The 19328-nt window shown below is 47.3% G+C and carries 17 protein-coding genes; 16 read left to right on the top strand and 1 reads right to left on the bottom strand.

Annotated features, from left to right (window positions below; all coding sequences use genetic code 11):
• Positions 1-122: 122 nt before the first annotated feature.
• The 9 genes from HW115_RS00765 (at position 123) to HW115_RS00805 (ending at position 8716) form a co-directional block, all read left to right on the top strand.
• Complete coding sequence (locus tag HW115_RS00765; protein ID WP_178930670.1) at positions 123-953, top strand: LamG-like jellyroll fold domain-containing protein; 831 nt, start codon at positions 123-125, stop codon at positions 951-953.
• Between the two features lie 356 nt (positions 954-1309).
• The gene (locus HW115_RS00770; protein ID WP_178930671.1) at positions 1310-2065 is read left to right on the top strand and encodes a PEP-CTERM sorting domain-containing protein; all 756 of its coding nucleotides are present in this window, start codon (positions 1310-1312) and stop codon (positions 2063-2065) included.
• A 187-nt stretch (positions 2066-2252) separates the two neighbouring features.
• The gene (locus HW115_RS00775; RefSeq protein ID WP_178930672.1) at positions 2253-2999 is read left to right on the top strand and encodes a PEP-CTERM sorting domain-containing protein; all 747 of its coding nucleotides are present in this window, start codon (positions 2253-2255) and stop codon (positions 2997-2999) included.
• Positions 3000-3195: 196 nt separating this feature from the next.
• Positions 3196-3921 carry a PEP-CTERM sorting domain-containing protein gene (locus tag HW115_RS19655; RefSeq protein ID WP_227021197.1) on the top strand — a complete coding sequence of 242 codons (726 nt, stop codon included), beginning with the start codon at positions 3196-3198 and terminating at the stop codon, positions 3919-3921.
• A 236-nt stretch (positions 3922-4157) separates the two neighbouring features.
• Positions 4158-5090, top strand: a complete 933-nt coding sequence (locus HW115_RS00785) for a dihydrodipicolinate synthase family protein (RefSeq protein ID WP_178930673.1) — start codon at positions 4158-4160, stop codon at positions 5088-5090.
• Positions 5091-5094: 4 nt separating this feature from the next.
• Positions 5095-5532, top strand: coding sequence for a hypothetical protein (locus HW115_RS00790; protein WP_178930674.1), 438 nt, complete (start codon positions 5095-5097; stop codon positions 5530-5532).
• A 240-nt stretch (positions 5533-5772) separates the two neighbouring features.
• Positions 5773-6387: a hypothetical protein gene (locus HW115_RS00795; protein ID WP_178930675.1), complete on the top strand. Its 615-nt coding sequence runs from the start codon at positions 5773-5775 to the stop codon at positions 6385-6387.
• A 194-nt stretch (positions 6388-6581) separates the two neighbouring features.
• Complete coding sequence (locus HW115_RS00800; protein ID WP_178930676.1) at positions 6582-7382, top strand: PEP-CTERM sorting domain-containing protein; 801 nt, start codon at positions 6582-6584, stop codon at positions 7380-7382.
• A gap of 623 nt (positions 7383-8005) precedes the next feature.
• Positions 8006-8716: a PEP-CTERM sorting domain-containing protein gene (locus tag HW115_RS00805; RefSeq protein WP_227021198.1), complete on the top strand. Its 711-nt coding sequence runs from the start codon at positions 8006-8008 to the stop codon at positions 8714-8716.
• Between the two features lie 158 nt (positions 8717-8874).
• Here the strand turns inward: HW115_RS00805 and HW115_RS00810 are convergent, their stop codons facing one another.
• On the bottom strand, positions 8875-9087 hold the full coding sequence (locus HW115_RS00810) for a hypothetical protein (protein ID WP_178930677.1): 213 nt from the start codon (positions 9085-9087) through the stop codon (positions 8875-8877).
• A 23-nt stretch (positions 9088-9110) separates the two neighbouring features.
• On the opposite strand from HW115_RS00810, the gene HW115_RS00815 reads away from it, so the two are divergent.
• The 7 genes from HW115_RS00815 (at position 9111) to HW115_RS00845 (ending at position 19324) form a co-directional block, all read left to right on the top strand.
• Positions 9111-11636 carry a sulfatase family protein gene (locus HW115_RS00815; RefSeq protein ID WP_178930678.1) on the top strand — a complete coding sequence of 842 codons (2526 nt, stop codon included), beginning with the start codon at positions 9111-9113 and terminating at the stop codon, positions 11634-11636.
• A 253-nt stretch (positions 11637-11889) separates the two neighbouring features.
• The gene (locus HW115_RS00820; protein WP_178930679.1) at positions 11890-13110 is read left to right on the top strand and encodes a sialidase family protein; all 1221 of its coding nucleotides are present in this window, start codon (positions 11890-11892) and stop codon (positions 13108-13110) included.
• A gap of 10 nt (positions 13111-13120) precedes the next feature.
• Positions 13121-14566 (top strand): sulfatase family protein, encoded by a 1446-nt coding sequence (locus HW115_RS00825; protein WP_178930680.1) that lies wholly within the window; start codon positions 13121-13123, stop codon positions 14564-14566.
• 18 nt (positions 14567-14584) lie between these two features.
• On the top strand, positions 14585-16171 hold the full coding sequence (locus HW115_RS00830) for a sulfatase (protein WP_178930681.1): 1587 nt from the start codon (positions 14585-14587) through the stop codon (positions 16169-16171).
• 20 nt (positions 16172-16191) lie between these two features.
• The gene (locus HW115_RS00835) at positions 16192-17622 is read left to right on the top strand and encodes a sulfatase family protein (protein WP_178930682.1); all 1431 of its coding nucleotides are present in this window, start codon (positions 16192-16194) and stop codon (positions 17620-17622) included.
• Between the two features lie 20 nt (positions 17623-17642).
• The gene (locus HW115_RS00840) at positions 17643-18095 is read left to right on the top strand and encodes a YtoQ family protein (RefSeq protein WP_178930683.1); all 453 of its coding nucleotides are present in this window, start codon (positions 17643-17645) and stop codon (positions 18093-18095) included.
• Between the two features lie 41 nt (positions 18096-18136).
• Complete coding sequence (locus HW115_RS00845; RefSeq protein ID WP_178930684.1) at positions 18137-19324, top strand: sialidase family protein; 1188 nt, start codon at positions 18137-18139, stop codon at positions 19322-19324.
• Positions 19325-19328: the final 4 nt, after the last annotated feature.

Raw genomic sequence — 19328 nt, forward strand, 5'->3', positions numbered from 1 at the left:
CTTGCCCTTAGAAAGTTTGCAGCTGTAGGTTGACGTAGGTTGAATGATCAAATCGGCTGATTGAGATTGATTGAGTCGGAGCATCATTCAAATAGTAAGATTATTCTAACATGATTTTGGATATGAAAATAAGATATACAATAGCGACTCTAGCTGCGTCATCATTAGTGACGCATGCGACTACCCTAATACAGTATGGATTTGATTTCACCTCTGGGACTGTAGCCTCACAAAATGGAGGTGTCGTTACTGACGATTCTGGCAATGCCCATCATGGCGGCGTTAAATTTAACACTCCCGTTTATAGCAGCAACATCCCAACAGGTACACAAAATGTCACCGGTGTTGGTTCTCTTGATGTTTCCGGTGGCCATCACACCATTGCATCCACTCAAAATGACTCGGATATTTTTAGTATTTCCGAAATGGTTGCAAACGGGGGGCTTACCGTGGAGGTTTGGGCAAACCAATCAAATAGCGGCAATGGCGGGAACGCTAAAATTATTGCCATAGGTGGTGCTTTTGATATTGAAATGGATTCAACCGGAATTTCAACCTTTGTAAATAGTTCAGGTAATGGCGTAGCATCGTTTACGAACGCACTGGCTGACCGGGCGGGCACTTGGATGCACGTCGCCGCCGTTATCGATAATTTTGTTGTGGACGGAGGTTCTCATGATTTTGACCTGAAGTTATACATCAACGGAACATTACAAGATTCTGTGGCATACAATGACGTAACGCCATCATTTGCTCTTGGCCGCCAGATAGGTATAGGCTCACAGGCGCATTCAGGGAGTGGTGACTTCAGATACGACGGCCTCATTTATGAGCCCCGTATCAGCTATGGCGCGGTAGCTCCTGCTGATTTTACGATTGTTGTTCCTGAACCGGCTTCTTCCGTTTTCCTAGGCCTCGGTGGTTTGGCGCTGATTTTACGCCGCCGCAAGTAAGGCATTGAACGAAGTTATCTTGTCTTTGAGAGGTGGTCGTTCTGACCACCTCTTTTTTTCATGGTGCGCCCGGCAGGACGCACTGGCTTATCCGGAAGTTTCTAAGAAGGTTTTTTGTTGAATGTGTTAGGTCTTTGTTTGCATCGAAGACATTTTCACTCCACCCAAGGTTTTTATTGATGTCTCCATGTAGGCAAATGAGTCGATAAAGAGTGCCTGTGTCACATCGATAAACCTAAAGTGGACTGGTAGGTTGAAAAGACCATGAGGTTTGCCGCTGAGAGGGGGTGGAGTGTGGTATAAAGGATTAGTTGTAAGAATGCTTATGACGTTGAATCATTAGATATAATATGGATATGAAATGGAAATACACAATGGCGGCTGTGGCCGCCACCACACTGACTGCCAGCGCTGCACAGGTAACCATCGGGGGAGCGAGCTCAACAGATGTTGATAACTGGACAACCAATGATACTGCGTTTGTCGACCCTTCCCCTGGACCAAGCAATGGAGGTTTAGCCTTTGATTGGGCTGATGTTACCACCAATACGGTTACCGTTGATTCTGCAAATAATGAGTTTGATTATGATTATCAGGCATCATCCGGGCATACGATTGGTCATGGTTTTTTACTCAATCAGACTTTTGACCTGAGTTTGACGACGAATGGTATCGAAGGGATGACGATTGATTTTGATTTTGAGTCGACGACACACCGGAACTGGTCTCCCTTGATTGTTGTTGATGGTGTGATGTATCGTTGGAATCACAGTAATAATTCATTCAACGGGGCATCAGCTATTACCATCGGAAATGCGACCCTTAATGCGGCAAACACTACTTGGGGCCAATTGGTTGATAGCGTTACGAACTCAAATTGGGGTGGAACACGCTTGAATGCAACCAATCCCGACATCACGGCCACTAGCGGTATTGTGCAGTTCGGATTTATTCAGTGGGGCGCTTCTAGTTCTGGTTCAGCCAATGCCCAGGGTTCCCTGACTGTAGATAATGTTGCATACGGAATCACCTACACTGCGGTTCCCGAGCCCTCTTCGGCAGCCCTTGTCGGTCTCGGTGGACTTGCCTTGATCCTTCGCCGTCGCAAGTAATTGCAAGATGATTGGTTCATTTTTATATTTAGATCGCTCCCTTGAATAGGGGGGGCTGTTTTTATTCTGAAAACTGGTTGGGGGTGAAAACCTTTAAAAAAAACTAGGATTCTCTAAAGAAAAGAGTATAAGTGAGATGCTCAATTTTGGTGAGCGATCATTGGTAACTTAAACAACATGCATAACGATGAAGATTAAATACACGATAGCGGCACTGGCCGCGACAACAATGGTGGTGAATGCGGCAAGTTATACCCTGCTCACGAAGAAAGAAGTTCTCGCGAATGTGATGTTAGGGAGTGATGTCACGAGCGGCAACGGGTGGACCATCAATGGATCTGCCACAATTACGCCAACTGCTGGGGTTGCTGGTTCTATTCATTTGACGACTACAGGGACGTCGCATTCGACTCTGGTAGGAACAACCGCTACAGCTCCGGGTGCGGCGGTTGATTGGGATTCAACGGTTTCACCCAATACGTTTACATTGGAGGTGAGTATGCGAGTGAACGATTTAACCGATGGGTTCAAATTTTGGGCTGGTACCGGTGATCGAATTTACATGCTTGATATCTACAATGATAAAGTTACCACCACCAACTCGGGAGGAGGTCTAAAAGACGTTGCCATGACCTTAAATGATGGAGAGTTTCACACTTTCCGCTTGGTCGCAGATAACACAAACCCTGGAGCTCACGTTTGGGTTGACGGTGTTCATATAGGTGATGAAGTAGGAGGTGTATTCAACTCAGGGACGAACGATAGTCGTTTTATCCTTGGTGATACCACCAGTGGTAGTTTCGGTGATGATATTGATGTAGATATTGCTTATATTTCTTACGACGCGGGTGCATTTGCTCCTGTCCCAGAGCCCTCTTCGGCTGCCCTTGTAGGTCTCGGTGGACTTGCTTTGATTCTTCGACGTCGCAAGTAATTGCACGCTGAATAGAATTTTACATTTCATGTTTTACCCGTCCTCTTCATTGAGGGCGGGTTTTTTGTGTTGGCTGGTGGGTAAAACAAACCATGAAATAATTTCTCTATGTGTGGCTGAGGGGTGTATAAATGACTAAGCACTTGTTCAGATCGCTTTTAGATAAGTGTTGCTCAATAATATGTAAAACGATGATATGAAACTAACCTATACAATAGCGGCGATAGCCGCAACGACATTGGCAGCCAATGCTGCACTCGTAGACACCTCCTGGAACGGATTATCTGGTGGAGATGGAGCAGGGGTTCAACAAGACTTCCACGGTGCGATCACTGGATTCAGTGATGTCAATAGAGCTGAAACTACTCGATCATCTGATTCAGGTGTGCAGATAGCCCAATGGGAAAACCCCGGTGTAACCAGCACGAACATGGCCGATATTGCCATGGAAGGCGGCGGTTTCCTTACTGACCTAAACTTGCAAATTGGCGACTACATTCTTCAGGACGGATCGGGTGGCAATATTCATGCCCCACAACAGACATTGAATGTAGATTCCCTAATTGGGACAGGAACAGTCGGTTTTTCTTACACTGTTGATGTCAGGTTTGGCACAACGACTTACGCTGCCGATTCATTGATTAACTTTGATCTCTGGGTGGATGGTGCGAGTGTCAATCTTCAGCAAATTGCGGCAACAGACGGAAGTACCCTCGTTTCATTTGATGTCACAGGGTTAGATGCTACATCTGCTCATACAGCAGAACTTCGTATGAAAATTCATACTACCGGCGCATTCAACAATGAAGAAGAGTGGTTTACAGCACAGGGAAACCTTGCTGTGACAGCCGTGCCAGAGCCATCATCCGCAGCCCTTGTAGGTCTCGGTGGTCTTGCTTTGATTCTTCGCCGTCGCAAGTAATTGCACGCTGAATAGAATTTTACATTTCATGTTTTACCCGTCCTCTTCATTGAGGGCGGGTTTTTTATGGTGTGCCCGGCAGGGCACACCGACTTTGCTGTGTCTTGTTTTTTTTGAGGTGAAGTCGAAATAATTTGGCCTGTAAAAAAGTCCAGTTTGTTAATTCGATATGGGGTTGTGTTTGTGCTTGTGTAACCGTATGGCGGCGCTGTCCCGAGGAAGGGGCTTGAGAAGTGATGATAGATACACGAAAGCAATTCACAGGGTTGATCGCAGCGCCATTGGCTCCAATGGACAGGCATGGACAACTTCGCCCGGAGGTCGTGGGGAAGTATGCTCGTTTTTTACACCGGCAGGGGGTCAAGGGGGTTTTTCTCAATGGCACCAGTGGCGAGGGTGTTTCACTTCGTAGAGCGGAGCGTAAAGAACTCACCCAAGCATGGGTGGAAGAATCGCCCGCGGATTTCAGCGTTGTCGTGAATGTAAGTCATACCAGCATATATCGTAGTCAGGAGTTGGCTTCGTTTGCAGCTGAAGTGGGGGCTGACGGGGTTTCGACGATGTCGGCATTTTTTTATCGTCCTGCCAGCCTTGAGCGTTTGGTTGATTATTGTAAGGGCATTGCCGAGGTTGTTCCGAACACCCCATTTTACTATTATCACATTCCCGTGATGACGAGTGTGGATTATCCAATGGTCGATTTCCTTAAGTTGGCAGGAGAGCAGATTCCTAGTTTGGCCGGGGTGAAATATACCAAAGAAAACAGAGTGGATTTTGAAGCGTGCCGTCTTGTGAATCAGGGGCAATACAATATTCTCTCAGGTTGTGATGATATGTTGGTGAGCTCCTATGCGACCGGGTGTCGTGGTTTTATTGGGAGCACCTATAATTTTGCCGCTCCGTTGTATGTGGAAATGATGCGCTTGTTTGACAACGGACAGGTCGGTGAAGCGAATCAGCTCCAAAACTATTTTGTCGAGGTGATCCAGGTGATGGCGAAATCCGGCGATTATTTTGCTGCAGCCAAACGTGTGATGCGAGAGCTTGGGGTGGAATGTGGTGGTGTGAGACAGCCTTTGACTCCTATTCCGGACTCGGAGTTTGATTCGATGATGAAAGAGCTTGAGGGCTTGGCGTTTTTTGAGAAATTGGAACAATTAAGTAAATAAGACGATGACAACAGCACAAACAGGATTGTTGATAGGAGGTGTATTGCCGGCTTTTATTTTTGGCGTCGCTGGTTTGTTCCAGAAATGGGGGAGTTCTCAGGGCTTAGGTTTGGGGGGGTATGTGGTCAGTGTCGGGATCGGTTGTTTGACGGTGGGGGCTCTGTTATGGTGCTTCACGGGAGAGCAGAACTTTTCGCTGAAAGCCGCCATTCCTTCATTCCTGCTGGGTGTTTTTTGGGCATTGGGAGTGACAGCCGTATCCTTCAGCTTGTCACGATATGGAGCTTCCTTGGCTAAAATCACTCCCTTATACAATATGAACACCTTGGTCACGGTGCTGGGAGCCTTGTTGATTTTCTCAGAGTGGAAAGATGTACATTTGCTTCGCTTGGTGCTGGGCTCTGCTCTGATTGTAGCAGGAGGGGTGCTGGTGAGTAGCTGATCAGGAGGGAGCTAAAGAAAATCAGACTCCAATTGTGGCAGCATCGCTCGCGGTGATGCTCTTTGGACGTCCGGGCTAATCGAACGGGTTCGATGCTGCTTTGGTGATGATCTGGATGATCAAGGAAAAGAAGTAGATGAAATCGGCAGGTTGAGGAGTGGTTCTGTTAAGGACCAGATGAAAGGGGCTGCACATGCTCTGTAGTCAGAGTAGCTTACCATTTGTAGATCAAACGAACTTATGAAAAAACTAGTCATGACATTCGCGCTTGTGCTGTTTGGGCTCGGAGCACTTCAGGCACAATTAAAAACGGAGGCCTTTATTAAAGATGGTAAGGCGGTACAGCTGGCCACAACAGAAGGATACCAGGAAAAAGACGGGCGCGTTTGGATCCTTTCTAAAAAGGATAAGCAAGCCGACCCTGTTTGGTCCAAACTTTCATTAGGGCGCGGCAACAATATTGTGGAGGCCCAGCTGCAATTTCACCGGCGCAGTGACCTTTATGGCAAGGGGGTGCCGTCACAAGCGTCCATACACTTTGGCTCCCGTGTCATCGTGCTCGATGGTGGTAAGGAAGGGGATATCCTACTCAAGGAAGAAGGGAAGGAGGATGTGGTCCTCGGTAAAACCGCTGATTTTATCAAAATGAAAAAGCTGTTTAAGCTGAAGGTGGCGCGTATCAACGGAGAAATCATCATCAAGATTAACAACAAGCTTGTAGGTAAGCATGACGTTAAATCTGACAAAGGTTCTGCGATTGGCAAGGTGGGTTTGGCTTGTAATCAATCGGTCATGCAGGTGATTTCATTTACAGCTCGTAGTCAGAGCTTTGAAGGAGGCGAAGTGGCTAAATAATGAACGAAAATCACTTTGTGTAGTCTGGTTCTCTATGGGGCCGGAACGAGAGGGTTGTATGAGATGTGAGATATCTATAAAAGGCACGTTATCGCAACATTTTGCTACTACAGGTGACTTGAAACGATGACGGTTTAGCTAACCAATATTACGAACAAGTCAGATCAATTAATTGAAACAACGAATAGAATAATATGAAAATGAAATATGTAATGACAACATTTGCCGCTACAACGCTGGCTGCAAATGCTGCGACAGTGATATCACTTTATGATGCCGGAACAGGAGCTTCGGCGGATGACCCACGAAACCAAGGGTGGATATTCCGTGAAGTGACAGCTATTGGCTCTGACAGTTCTGGCGATGGCATTATTGATAATTCAGTAACTCAGGGTAATGCTAACCATGGCCCTGTAATTACAGAAGGAGGTCCGAATGCTGGCGTTGGAGAAAATGCCTGGCAGCTAAGGGATCGAAATGGTGGAGGATCCTATAACCTTCCACAATTTGCGTATCAATTGGACGCTGATACAACAACTTCCATGAACGATAATGGGTTTACATTAACCGTTGCGATTGAGAACGTTGGCTCAGGAGGAGGGGTGTGGTTTGGTGTTCGGGATCCTCAGGAAAATGCCGGAGCATCTGGGATGTTTGGTAGAACTGCAAGTAGTCGAACAGCTTTCACAAGTGGAGCAAGCAATGATGATAGTATACATACGTTGACTCTCACATGGGATCCTCACGCAGGCACCATGACTCGCGCCATTGATGGTGGGGTTGGAGTAGCGACTACTTGGGGTGGATCTACTTCAAGTAATTATATTGGCTCTGTTGATGGAGGCTCCCAGCTTCTAATTGATTCTGGTAGCGGCACTCCTGTTACTGCTGGATGGAATCTTGTCAGCGCTGAGCTTTCCATTGTTCCTGAACCATCCTCCGCAGCCCTTATCGGTCTCGGTGGGCTGGCTCTGATCCTTCGCCGCAGGAAGTAAAATTTTGTTTTGTGTGTTTATAAACAAGAGAAGAGGGGTGGGCTGTAAAGCTCGCCTCTTTTTTTGTACGCCTGGCAGGGCGCACTGACTTGGGGGCTCAAGCCCCCTGCTGGCTCGGTAGAGAGAACCGCTAGCGGAAGGAAAGGTTACCATCGCGAGGTGTTGGCTGATACGGAATGAAGTGGAGACAGCCAGCCGCCAGGCTGCCCGTAGGGTGAGCCAAGCTCAGCAACGAAGCTGGAAGCAAAACACTGCCCTGACGAACAGGAACCACGGACGAGGACTCTACACCGGATGAGAAGGCCAAAAGATTCAAAGTCCGGTATCTGCACCGAAGTTGTTGATGTATATGCGGCGGGGATAAGTGGGGAGTCTTACGTTTTGTCGGTTAAAGATACGGAACCGCACGTCCGGTGTGAGAGGTGGCGGGATCGGCCCGATCTTAGGGCAACAGATCCCTCTCAAGGATGGTCCTATATAAGACCAGGTGAAATGGGTGGCTGGTGTTTGGCCGAATGGTCTAAATTAAGTTGAAGCTAGCAAGATATGTTGGCTTGTCTGTGAGGAAACATGCCGATCAGCTTTAGATATACAACACTACCCGAATCGATTTTATGATGAAAATGAAATATACAATGGCCGTGATGGCCATAACGACGATGGCTTCCCATGCTGCATTAATTCTCGAATACGATGCCAGCCTGGGGACAAACCCATCAGCTCAAGGATGGACTCATTACGAAATTCTCGAAGGGTCGATTGCTGCAGGGGCTGCAAATATGGAGGCTGGCGTGGTCGATGGTTCGGATACTGTGCTTCATATGAATGACCAGAATGCAGATGGGACCTTGAATCTTCCGGCTTTTGCCAAGGATCGGTCAACGGCACAAGATCAAGACATGTTTGACAATGGCATGCAGATGACGGTGGTTGCCAAAAACCTTGGAGGTTGGTTTATCGGTTTTGGCTTTAATGGTACGGTGTTCATGGATGCTGATAATATTGGCTCTGACAAGCGTATTGGATTTAACCTGAATAGCGCTGCAAACGATGGAGCTTATCATACTTTTGTTGTGAATGGAGCACTTGACGGTTCAAACAATTATAACTTTACACTATCTATCGATGGAGGAACTCCTACCGCGATGGCTATACAGAGCAACTCGGCTCCAACGGCTTACGATCAGGGGCTGTATCTTTCAGGTGGCAGTTCCTCTGGAACCAGTGGTGAAGCCATGTTTAAATCAGTTGTTGTGGAATCTGTCCCAGAACCCTCTTCCGCAGCTCTTCTCGGCCTTGGGGGAATTGCTTTGATCCTGCGCCGCAGGAAGTAATACCACTCCGCAAAACAGACGAGACGATTGATCGTTGTTGAGGTATTTGGAAAAGCACAGCGTGATCCATGAGAGTTCCGGATGAATGACTCCTTTGGCTTTGTTTCTCCTTAGTCATGGTGCCCGCACCATTCCTTCGTCGCGTCTTACCAAAGAACTCATTCATCTCGGCTATCGTCCCGTCTGTTTACTACTTGGTATAAAAATTTTGCTTTTGTGTGTTTATTAGCAATTGGAGAGAGGTGGGCAGTAATGCCTGCCTCTTTTCTATATTCGCTTGAATGTTCTCTCATTACTCCATCCTGACTCCATGCATCGCCAAAAATCATTACTGTTTTTCTTCTTATGGATTGGATGTCTGTGTCTGACACGTGCATCAGTTGAGACTCCTGTCATGTATTCGGCAAGTCCATCAGAGCTGAATACTCCAGCTGATTGGACCCTGCTGGAATTGGTGGCAAGGAATGCCAATGGTGATTGCTCTTTTAGTAGTTCTTCAGTGACATCTCCCGAAATTGACCGGATTCAGGTCAATTGGGCAGTCGACAACACAAGTTCGGGGAGGCGAGGGGAAGTGGGGTTGGTGCTGAATTCTGCCAGCTATGATCCCAAGGTGTCTGGAGCGATTCAGTCCATTGATTTTTCTATCAATCATGCTTATGAAATCATCTCCCCGAAAGCCCGTTTGCTGATTCAGCAGGCTGGCAAATACTATGTGAGTTCACCCCATTTTTATGCCACGACACAAACGACTACGGGGCTCCGTGCTGATGATTTTTCCGAACTGGATCTGACCGTGGTGGGCTCGACGGGAGAACTGTATGTCGCGAACTCACATCCGGATTTTACGGAAGAGGGGGCGGTGATGGTTTTTGGGATATGGGCGTTTCAGGCATCCTCGAGTCAAACTGCCGGGTCAACGACCATGGCGGCTTTTAGTTCGGGGGCCTTTTCTGTGACGCTGCATCAGCCGAATGATACGTTGCAGCCCTTTGCCGATTATACCAGGGTAGAACCTGAGGAAGATGTAGCCCCCATTTCTGCTGCTGGTTTACCCAACATCCTAGTCATCATGTGTGATGACCTCGGATATGGAGATACTGAAATCACAGGGCACCCCGCGATCAAAACACCGAACATCAAAAGCTTGCGTGAGGAGGGGGCCTATTTTACGAATTATTATTCGGCGGCGAATATTTGTTCTCCTTCCAGAGCCTCGATGATGACCGGGCGGATGCCATATCGCTTAGGGATTTATTCTTTCATCCGTGATGCAGAGGACTTTGTCCACCTCGACCACAGTGAAATAACGATCCCGCAGGTGTTAAAAAAAGTGGGTTACGAGTGTGCCAATATTGGTAAATGGCATGTCAGTCATTTGGATGCCATTACCCCGGAGCATCTTCCCACCATGCGCCACTACGGATTTAATTATTGGCTGTCGTCTGATAACAATCTTCAAATTCTCAATAAAAACGGCTGGTGGAGAAACGAAACCAAGGTCGGTACGATCAATGGCTATGCGGGCACGGTGGTTAGTGATGAGATTATCGATTGGTTGGATAATACCCGGGATGCCAGCCGTCCTTTTTTGTTATTTGCCAATTACTATGAACCGCACGCGGATTCTAAGGCTCCTGACAGTCTTATTGCGAAATATGATTCCAGGGGGGCTGGTTATGATGATGGTCCCGCCCAGTATTATGCCTGTGTGGAACACGTGGACCAGCAAATCGGGAGGATGCTTGCTCATCTCGATGCTGATGCCGGACTGAAAGAAAATACCCTGGTGATCTTTACTTCGGACCATGGTCCAAATCCAGGCTCGACGTCCAGATACGGAACGTCAGCGCCCTATCGGGGAACCAAGTACCAATGCTGGGATGGATCAACCCATGTTCCGGCGATTATCCGTTGGCCGGGGCGGGTCGCAGCCAATTCAACCATCACGGAGTCCGTGGGCAGTATCGATTTACTTCAGACTCTGGCAGCAATTACAGGAGGTGAGTCCTATCTTCCAACGGATCGGCCTCTAGATGGGACGGACTTTTCCTCATTGCTGACCGGTGTCGGGGATTTCAATCGCACAACACCTCTCCAGTGGCACTACTACAAATCCAGTGCCTCCAGTCTGGTTTCTGGCTCACCTCAGGCATCGATGCGTCTTGGGGACTACATCATCGCTGCATGGTACGACAACCCGTTCTCCTTTGGCAATGTTCGGTGGATGCCCATTGTCGGCAATAATAATGGAATCATTGAAATGGATTACATCACTGGCACGGGAACGCAGTCGGATAAAACCTTGAGTTCGACCCAAGGGACGTACCGGCTATACAACATCGCAAGTGACCCACATCAGGATACGGATATTTACAACTCTGATAACCCTGCTCACGTTGCCATGCGAGATCAATTAATAGCATCTCACCAGTCGCTTCGATTGGCTGCTCCCGGTTGGGGGTTCCGGTCGGATGCCACGGATTATAGCAGTTACACGGCATGGCGGAATTCCCATTGGAGTGGTGATGATGCCAGCAATGACTTGATTTCAGGTGCGGACGCGGACCCTGATAATGATGGGTGCAAGAATTTAATGGAGTATGCCTTGGCAACCAACCCCAAGCAACTGGATGCCGTAAGCCGTCGCTATCAGGCGGGGATTCAGCGTTATGATGTCGATGGTCTGGTCTCCTTCTATGACGGATTTGAATTTAATACCTCGAGTTCGGTTGATGCTCAACTGGAAGGGAGCTATTCTTCCAACCTTGAGGATTGGGAGAACGATCCGAGTCAGTTTATTTTGACGAACCGACTCAGAAATCCAGATGGTACCTACCGTGTCTTTTATCGGATGGTCAATCCGCTTAGCGCCAACGGGGAGGACAGGGGCTTTATTCGCTTGAGTATTTCACCATGAAAGGTCACCATCACGTTTTATAGATTAGGTGTTAGGAGAAAATATTTCAGTAGATTCTCTATGTTTGATTCTAAATCCATGAAAAGATAGTGGATGCCAAAAGGGTGTCACCGTGCATAGCAATTTCTGAACTATAGTCTATGGTTTACAGTGAGGCTTGTCATCTGGTCTATAGATGAAACCACATGATTCATGACAAACGGGATAGATGAATATGGTATCCCTTAATCATCAAAACTAGATCATTTTATCTATGAAAACATATAGCTTACTTCTATCCATCCTTTCTTTGAGCTGCTCATGGGTCACAGCTGGGGACACCAAGGTTGACGACATCCCAACACGACAGGCGGAGGATGGCACTCTTGTCTTTGCCGTCAGGGACATCCCTGCCGGGGTTCCTAAAAAGGGGCACGGAAAAGATGCCAAAAAATACGGCTATCGTATTCCTTCATTGTTAACGACATCGAAGGGCTCGGTTCTCGCCTTTAGTGAGCGGCGGCTTGGGCTGCACGATCACGCCCAGAATGATATCGTGCTGAAACGCTCAACGGATGGAGGTAAAACCTGGGGCAAAGAGATTGTAGCTGTCGAGGACGGCATGAACTCGATTAACGACCCGTTAACTGTCCAGTTGTCAGACGGTCGCATTATGATGATGTATGCTCGTTTTCCGTATGGCAGGCATGCACGTGCATCCGGATGGATTCAAATGGCGGAGCCTGGCTATGATGATCTGAAACTTAATATTTTGACCTATATCACTTTCAGTGACGATGATGGTCTGACTTGGAGCGAACCCCGGGATATTTCCCGCGCAGTTAAACAGCCTCATTGGTTGAATGCCAACACGCCGGGGGCGATGATTCAACTTAAAAAGGGCAAACATAAGGGACGGATTCTTGCGTCTCTTTGGGGCGCCGTTCCTGTTAAGGATAAGGATGGTAAGGTCACACGTAACTGGGAAATTGTTGTCGCTTATAGTGACGATAACGCTAAAACTTGGAAACGCACTGAATCATTGAAGGATCCCGAGAAGGGGTTTCCGAACGAGTGTCAGATCGCGGAAGCCTCCAATGGAGATCTGGTGATCGTTTCACGCAATCAAGCGGGAGCAAAAATGCGCAAAAAGAGTATTTCCAAGGATAGTGGCATGACGTGGTCGGTGATTAAAACAGATCCAACCCTCGCTTCTGCCCAGTGTATGGGATCGGTGATCAGCGGTCCTGAAAAACCTGATGGGTCATGGGACCTGTATGCCAGCCACCCCGCACCTCAGTCGAGGGTGGATGGACGGATATCGATTTCGACCGATCACGGGAAAAGCTTTCAAATTAAAAAAATCATCAAAGGGTATTTTGGCTATTCTGTGATGCAAATATCTCCGGATGGAAAAAATCTCCTGTGTTTATATGAGACGAAAAAAGTGAGAGAAATTCGTTTTCTCTCGATTTCTTTGGATCAACTCAAATAATCATAGCCTCATGAATGTAAAGAGATACTTGTTGGTTGGAGCGATGGTTGCATCCATCCCTTGTGCGGTTGCAGAAAAGCCTAACGTTGTGGTTATCGTTGCTGATGATATGGGATATGGCGATCTTGGATTTACAGGGCACCCTCATATCAAAACACCCCATCTCGATGCTTTATCGAAAGGTGGGGCAAGCTTTCAGCATTTTTATTCACCAGCACAAGTGTGTTCGCCCACTCGGGCAGCGATGATGACGGGTAGAATGCCGCATCGTCACGGGATCTATAGTTTTATCGGCGGTAGCTCTGGCAACCTGACTCATCTGCCTAAAAAGGAGGTCACCTTGCCGCAATTACTTAGAAAAAATGGCTACCAAACGGCAATCATCGGGAAGTGGCATTGTTCGCTGCTCCAGGTGCAAATGAAAAACGACCAAATCCCGTCGATGGATCACTACGGGTTCGATTATTGGTTCTGCTCGGATGATAACGCTAAAATTCTCGATAAACCGGGCTGGCTCCGTAATGGGAAGAGTGAAGGGGCCAAGTCAGGATTGGCTGCCAATGTTGTTGGTAAAGAAGCCGTGCATTGGCTGAAAAATGTCCGGAACCCCGAAAAGCCGTTTATCCAATTTGTTCATTTTTATGAGCCTCATTGGTATGTGGAGGCTCCCAAAGAAGATGTTCAAGATTACTTGAAAGCCGCCACCGCCAACCGCTCAGAAGCCATTTATTTTGGAGCAATCACCAATGTTGATCGTGAGGTCGGACGGATCACCGGAGCACTAAAAGAGTTGGGGCTGATCGATAATACGCTCATTCTTTTTTCATCGGATCACGGACCAGCGAAGCTAGGGAAGGGGAAAGCCGATCGAAATTACGGTACCGCGACTCCCTACCGCGGTAATAAATACGGCTTATGGGACGGATCGATTCACGTCCCTGGAATCGCACATTGGCCGTCCAAGGTGAAAGCCGGACTAAACGTGACGACCCCGGCTGGATCGATCGATTGGTTGCCAACGATTTGTGAAGTGACCGGAACCGCACTTCCCGGATCTTTAGAGCTCGATGGGCAGAGTTTTTATTCCTTGCTTCAGGGGAAGAAGATGTTGCGCAAAAAACCATTGCAATGGCACCACTATAACACGAATGCCAAGAATCGTCCTAACCCGAATGCCGTTCTACGTCGTGGCGACTATGTGATATGCGGGTTTTATGACCCTGAGACCCAACTGAGAGCGGCAAGCTGGAAAGTGAAACACATTGAAAAAATCAAGAATGGTAAGCTCGTGAAGTTTGCGCTTTATGATATCACTAAAGATCCCCAGCAGACAAAGGATATTGCAACAAGTGAACCCCAATTATTTAAGGCAATGCTTAAGGAGTTGGTGGAGTCACATCAACAATATCAAAAAGAAGCGGTTGGTTGGAATGGCGTAACACCTGTTTATCCATAACCTTTTCATTAGCATTAAATGATTCCTGTAAAGTTCTATCAATTATCTGCCGTTGTTGCGGTGGCATTGGCTCTTGTCACCCTGACCTCTCAGGCGAAACAGAAACCGAATGTTCTTTTTATCGCTGTAGATGATTGGAATGACTGGGTTGGTTGTCTTGGCGATCAGCAAGCCAAAACGCCTAACGTCGACCGACTCGCCGCACGGGGTATGTTGTTTGCGAACGCCAGTTGTGCTGCCTCTGTCTGTAACCCGTCACGTGCCGCCGTGATGAGTGGTTTGCGTCCGTTTACCACGGGCGTTTATGAAAATGCAACACCTCTGCAGACTCAAATTTCAGCGGATCACCTGACCATCGCCAAATACTTCCGTAAGCATGGCTACATGGCGCACGGATCAGGCAAGCTCTATCACGATCAGATTGGCGGACATCTGCATGATGATTTTGATCATTACCACTTTTGGAATGAGCATTACCGTAAGTGGGGATGGGAGTTAGGCTACTCACGTTTTCCTGATCCTGAACCTGTGAAACGTCCATTTGCCAAGATTACAAAAAAAACAAAACGTAATTTTGATTTCGGACCGATTCAAGGAAAGGAGGCTGACATGCCTGATTTTAAATCCACCACCTATGGTGTCGATTTTCTAAAGAAGAAGCATGAGAAGCCATTTTTCCTAGCGATCGGGGAATTTAAGCCTCACCTGCCATGGTTTGCGCCGAAGAAATACTTCGACATGTATCCACTGGATAAGATTCAGCTGCCACCGACAAAAGAGGGAGATTTGGACGATTTACCCAAAATTGCGCTTAAACGCACCAACGATAAGGCATCCAAACACCATCTTGTCAAAGAGCTGGGTGAATGGAAAAAAGCGATTCAAGGTTACCGTGCTTGTATCTCATTTTCAGATGCTCAAATTGGCAGATTGCTCGATGCTCTGGATGCGTCACCCTATAAAGATAACACCATTATTGTTCTCTGGTCGGACCACGGTTACCACCTTGGTGAAAAAGATCATTGGCATAAACGGACCCTCTGGGAGCGCTCAGTGCGTGTTCCTTACATCATCGTTGCTCCGGGCGTTACCAAGCCCGGCAGTGTGACCCACGCTCCAGTGGATCTGATGTCGGTCTATCCAACTCTCCTTGAATTGGCAGGTCTGCCAGCTTATGAAAAAATCAAGGAAGAAGGTGTCTCGGTAGCTCCCATTCTCAAAGATCCTACAGTAGAATGGCCGCATTATGCACTGTGTACTCACGAGCGTAAAAATCATACAGTCCGATCAGAGCATTATCGATACATTCGCTACCAAGATGGCAGTGAAGAGCTATATGATCACCGCTCAGATCCTAACGAGTGGACGAACCTTGCAATCAATCCCTCTGATGAGGTTAAAGCGCTTATTGATGATCATGCCAAGTTTCTTCCCAAGTCCGAAGCACCTGTCGGACCAAGCTACTATGGTGGAACAGCCTTAATGCGTCTCACGGGAGATACCTATGACTGGAAACTCAAGTCAGAGGTTCGTGGGGATGGTGAATACAAAAATGCAAACAAACTGAAGTCCAAGGCGTGGAAAACCGCGGCTGAAAGCCAGTAATCAAATCAATCAATGACAAAATGAGAACCTATTTAATGATCGCTGTAGCTTCAGCTGCAATGCATATAAGTTACGCAGCTAAGCCAAACGTGCTGTTTATTGTATCCGAAGACAATAGTGAACACATTGGGTGCTACGGGGAATCCCGCGTGCATACGCCCGCATTGGATAGTCTGGCGGCATCAGGTGTCCGGTATACGAGAGCTTATGTTCCTTACTCGGTGTGTAGCCCGTCGCGTGCAGCATTTTTGACCGGCCTCTACACCCGGCAAACGGGTCATATCGGATTAGCCACCCATCGATTCTCTTTTTACAAGGATTTCAAGACGATGCCGTCGTATTTCAAAGATGCTGGATATTATACCGGTTTCCTCGGCAAGATTCATGTCAATCCGGAACATACGGTAACGAAATATGTCGATCACCAGGCGATTACGACAAACAATTTTGGAAAAACAATCAGCATAGAAAAATATGCGGCCGAGGCAAAAAAGGTGATGGTGAGTGCTGCGAAAGCAAAGAAACCATTCATGCTGATTATCAATTATCCAGATGCGCATCGAAAGTTTGTGGGTAAATCGAAGAATGGTTACCCTACGAAACTCGTAAAGAAGCCGGTGAAGCCATTTCCCTGGATTGGGTCGGACAGTCCGCATTTACGAGAAGAAATCATGAACTACTTCAACTGCATGAACCGGCTGGATGAGGGGATTGGTATGGTTTTGAAAGACATGGATGAACTAAAGGTTCGGGACAACACTCTGATCATTTACATTGCCGATCATGGTGCAGATTTCCCTCGAGCCAAAGGCAGCTCATATGAGTGTGGAGTTCGTATTCCGATGATCGTCAACTACCCGAAGTCGTTTTCCAAAGGTAAGGTAGAAAACCAAATGGTTTCGACCATCGATATTCTGCCCACGATGCTCGACGTCTGTGGTTTGAAGGTTCCCACAGACCTCCCAGGGAATAGCCTCTACGATGTCGACCAAGGAAAGATCAAGGGGCACCGTTATATTCACACGTTTACAACGGGCTCTGCACCTAGTTTGCAGTATCTTCAATTTTCGATCAGGGGTGATCGTTACAAGCTGATTTATAACCCATATCGCCATGAAAATCTCTTGGCGGCATCTCGATACAAAAACAGTCGCTTGCCAAAGGATCAGCACGTTAAAACCTTTCTTTTCCCTGATGAATACGAACTCTTTGACCTCGAAAACGACCCGTATGAGTGGAAAAATCTAGCTCGTTCACCTGAATACCAGACAAAGAAAAAGGAACTTATGGCTGCAATGAAAGAGTTCCAGAAGGAAATCAAAGACCCGTTTGTTGATAAAAAGAATCTTGATCAGTTTGAAGCCGAGCAAATCAAACATCAGAAAATCAATTATCGTAAGAAAGGTTTTCGCTGGCCACACTTGGAGATGTTCGAAGAAGCGAACCGTTAAACGAATAATCATCAACGACCATGACTTGGAAAGTTTACCTATCAGGAGAGATTCATACACCTTGGCGTGAAGAATTAGAGAACGCAGTTAAGGCACTAGGACTGCCCGTTACCTTTTATGCTCCGGTCACAGATCACGCTGCCAGTGATGACTGTGGTGCCAAAATACTAGGGGCGGAAATGAATCCGTTCTGGCATGACCGTAAAGGTGCAGGACTGAACTCCATCAGAACTCAAACACTGCTTGCACAAGCCGACATCGTGGTGGTTAAATTCGGAGATAAATATCGTCAGTGGAATGCTGCCTTTGAAGCGGGGATCGCTTCCTGTCTTGGTAAACCTCTGATTGTCATTCACCCAGATGAATTTCAGCACGCACTGAAAGAAGTCGATTCTGCGGCTCATGCTGTTACCGATGATTGTTCCAAGGTGCCTCGGCTATTACGCTATATCATCGAAGGCACCCTTGAATAGGGGCTCCGTCTAAAAATCAACCCATTCAACAATTTTCAACGATGAGAAAATACTCACTTTTTACCGCGGTCTTGCTGATATCAACACTCTCCCTCTCTGCTAAAGAATCGGAAGTAAAGCCTGACAGTAGCCCTGTTTTTCAGGCTAAAATCGATCAACTTGGCAGTCACCAATACCAATGCTACCGCGAGCCAGTTACTGTAAAAACGAACTCCGGTCGGGTCGTGGTGGGCGTGCACGCTGGTAACCGACTCAGTTGGCCTGAGCGTTCAGGGCAAGACTTGGTGGTTCGTTACTCTGACGATCAAGGTAAGACTTGGAGTTCGCTCATTGTGGCTGCGGAACATGGCAACTTTTCCTGTCAAAGCCACGGGTTGGTTTATGATGCACAGAAAAATCGACTTATGTTCCTCTACGTTACCTACAATTGGGATTATAGCTCAATCAAAGGTCGTGGCTACGGGGCTACGAAAGATATTTACCAACAGCTTCACGATGAAGGTAAGCCAGCGATGAGTGCATACATGGTTTTCTCTGATGACGACGGCAAAACCTGGAGCAAACCTAGAGACCTATCAGACATGGTAGGGGGGGATGCCCATTTTGGGGCAAGTGAGGGGCGACAACTCACCGTGGGAAAACATGCAGGTCGGCTTGTGATAGCAGGTGGAGATAAACGCAATATGAACCCAACCGGGAAGGTGATCAACAAAATCGTCGGTGTTTGGATCAGTGATGACCACGGTAAAAACTGGAGATTTTCGGAAATTGAAACCGGTTTCGGGATGGGGATGTCTTGTGAAGCGAGAGTCAGCGAACTCAGTGACGGAACTCTGGTTTACAATGCTCGCATGAGCAAAGCCAATCTAGGCCGGATGATTTCCTTTAGTAAGAATGGCGGAGAAACCTGGAGTGGGACTGCGGTTCAAAAAACGTTGTCGTCAGCCAAATCCAATGGGTGCACCATGACTCTTCGTGACAAAGACGGCAAATTGACGAATACACTTTGGTTGTCTGTTCCTGTCGGCAAGCTGAATAATTGCACCCTTTTCATCAGCGAGGATGGAGGGGAAACCTGGCTGAGGAAAACTCAACTGGTTTCAGGGCAGCATGTTAAATACTCAGCGATGGTTCAACTGGATGCTGATACAGTCGGACTCTTTTATGAAACCTCTCACTATAAAGATATTGAGTATAAGAGGTTATCCATTCCTGACTTAATGAAGTAACCTT

The sequence above is a fragment of the Oceaniferula marina genome, assembly GCF_013391475.1.
Lineage (GTDB): Bacteria > Verrucomicrobiota > Verrucomicrobiia > Verrucomicrobiales > Akkermansiaceae > Oceaniferula > Oceaniferula marina.

Bases quoted from the DNA above. Each gene is read 5' to 3' on its own strand.
- HW115_RS00800 (WP_178930676.1), top strand. From the start codon at position 6,582: ATGAAAATGAAATATGTAATGACAACATTTGCCGCTACAACGCTGGCT.
- HW115_RS00830 (WP_178930681.1), top strand. From the start codon at position 14,585: ATGATTCCTGTAAAGTTCTATCAATTATCTGCCGTTGTTGCGGTGGCA.
- HW115_RS00790 (WP_178930674.1), top strand. From the start codon at position 5,095: ATGACAACAGCACAAACAGGATTGTTGATAGGAGGTGTATTGCCGGCT.
- HW115_RS19655 (WP_227021197.1), top strand. From the start codon at position 3,196: ATGAAACTAACCTATACAATAGCGGCGATAGCCGCAACGACATTGGCA.
- HW115_RS00765 (WP_178930670.1), top strand. From the start codon at position 123: ATGAAAATAAGATATACAATAGCGACTCTAGCTGCGTCATCATTAGTG.
- HW115_RS00820 (WP_178930679.1), top strand. From the start codon at position 11,890: ATGAAAACATATAGCTTACTTCTATCCATCCTTTCTTTGAGCTGCTCA.
- HW115_RS00840 (WP_178930683.1), top strand. From the start codon at position 17,643: ATGACTTGGAAAGTTTACCTATCAGGAGAGATTCATACACCTTGGCGT.
- HW115_RS00775 (WP_178930672.1), top strand. From the start codon at position 2,253: ATGAAGATTAAATACACGATAGCGGCACTGGCCGCGACAACAATGGTG.
- HW115_RS00795 (WP_178930675.1), top strand. From the start codon at position 5,773: ATGAAAAAACTAGTCATGACATTCGCGCTTGTGCTGTTTGGGCTCGGA.
- HW115_RS00805 (WP_227021198.1), top strand. From the start codon at position 8,006: ATGAAATATACAATGGCCGTGATGGCCATAACGACGATGGCTTCCCAT.
- HW115_RS00845 (WP_178930684.1), top strand. From the start codon at position 18,137: ATGAGAAAATACTCACTTTTTACCGCGGTCTTGCTGATATCAACACTC.
- HW115_RS00835 (WP_178930682.1), top strand. From the start codon at position 16,192: ATGAGAACCTATTTAATGATCGCTGTAGCTTCAGCTGCAATGCATATA.
- HW115_RS00785 (WP_178930673.1), top strand. From the start codon at position 4,158: ATGATAGATACACGAAAGCAATTCACAGGGTTGATCGCAGCGCCATTG.
- HW115_RS00770 (WP_178930671.1), top strand. From the start codon at position 1,310: ATGAAATGGAAATACACAATGGCGGCTGTGGCCGCCACCACACTGACT.
- HW115_RS00825 (WP_178930680.1), top strand. From the start codon at position 13,121: ATGAATGTAAAGAGATACTTGTTGGTTGGAGCGATGGTTGCATCCATC.
- HW115_RS00815 (WP_178930678.1), top strand. From the start codon at position 9,111: ATGTATTCGGCAAGTCCATCAGAGCTGAATACTCCAGCTGATTGGACC.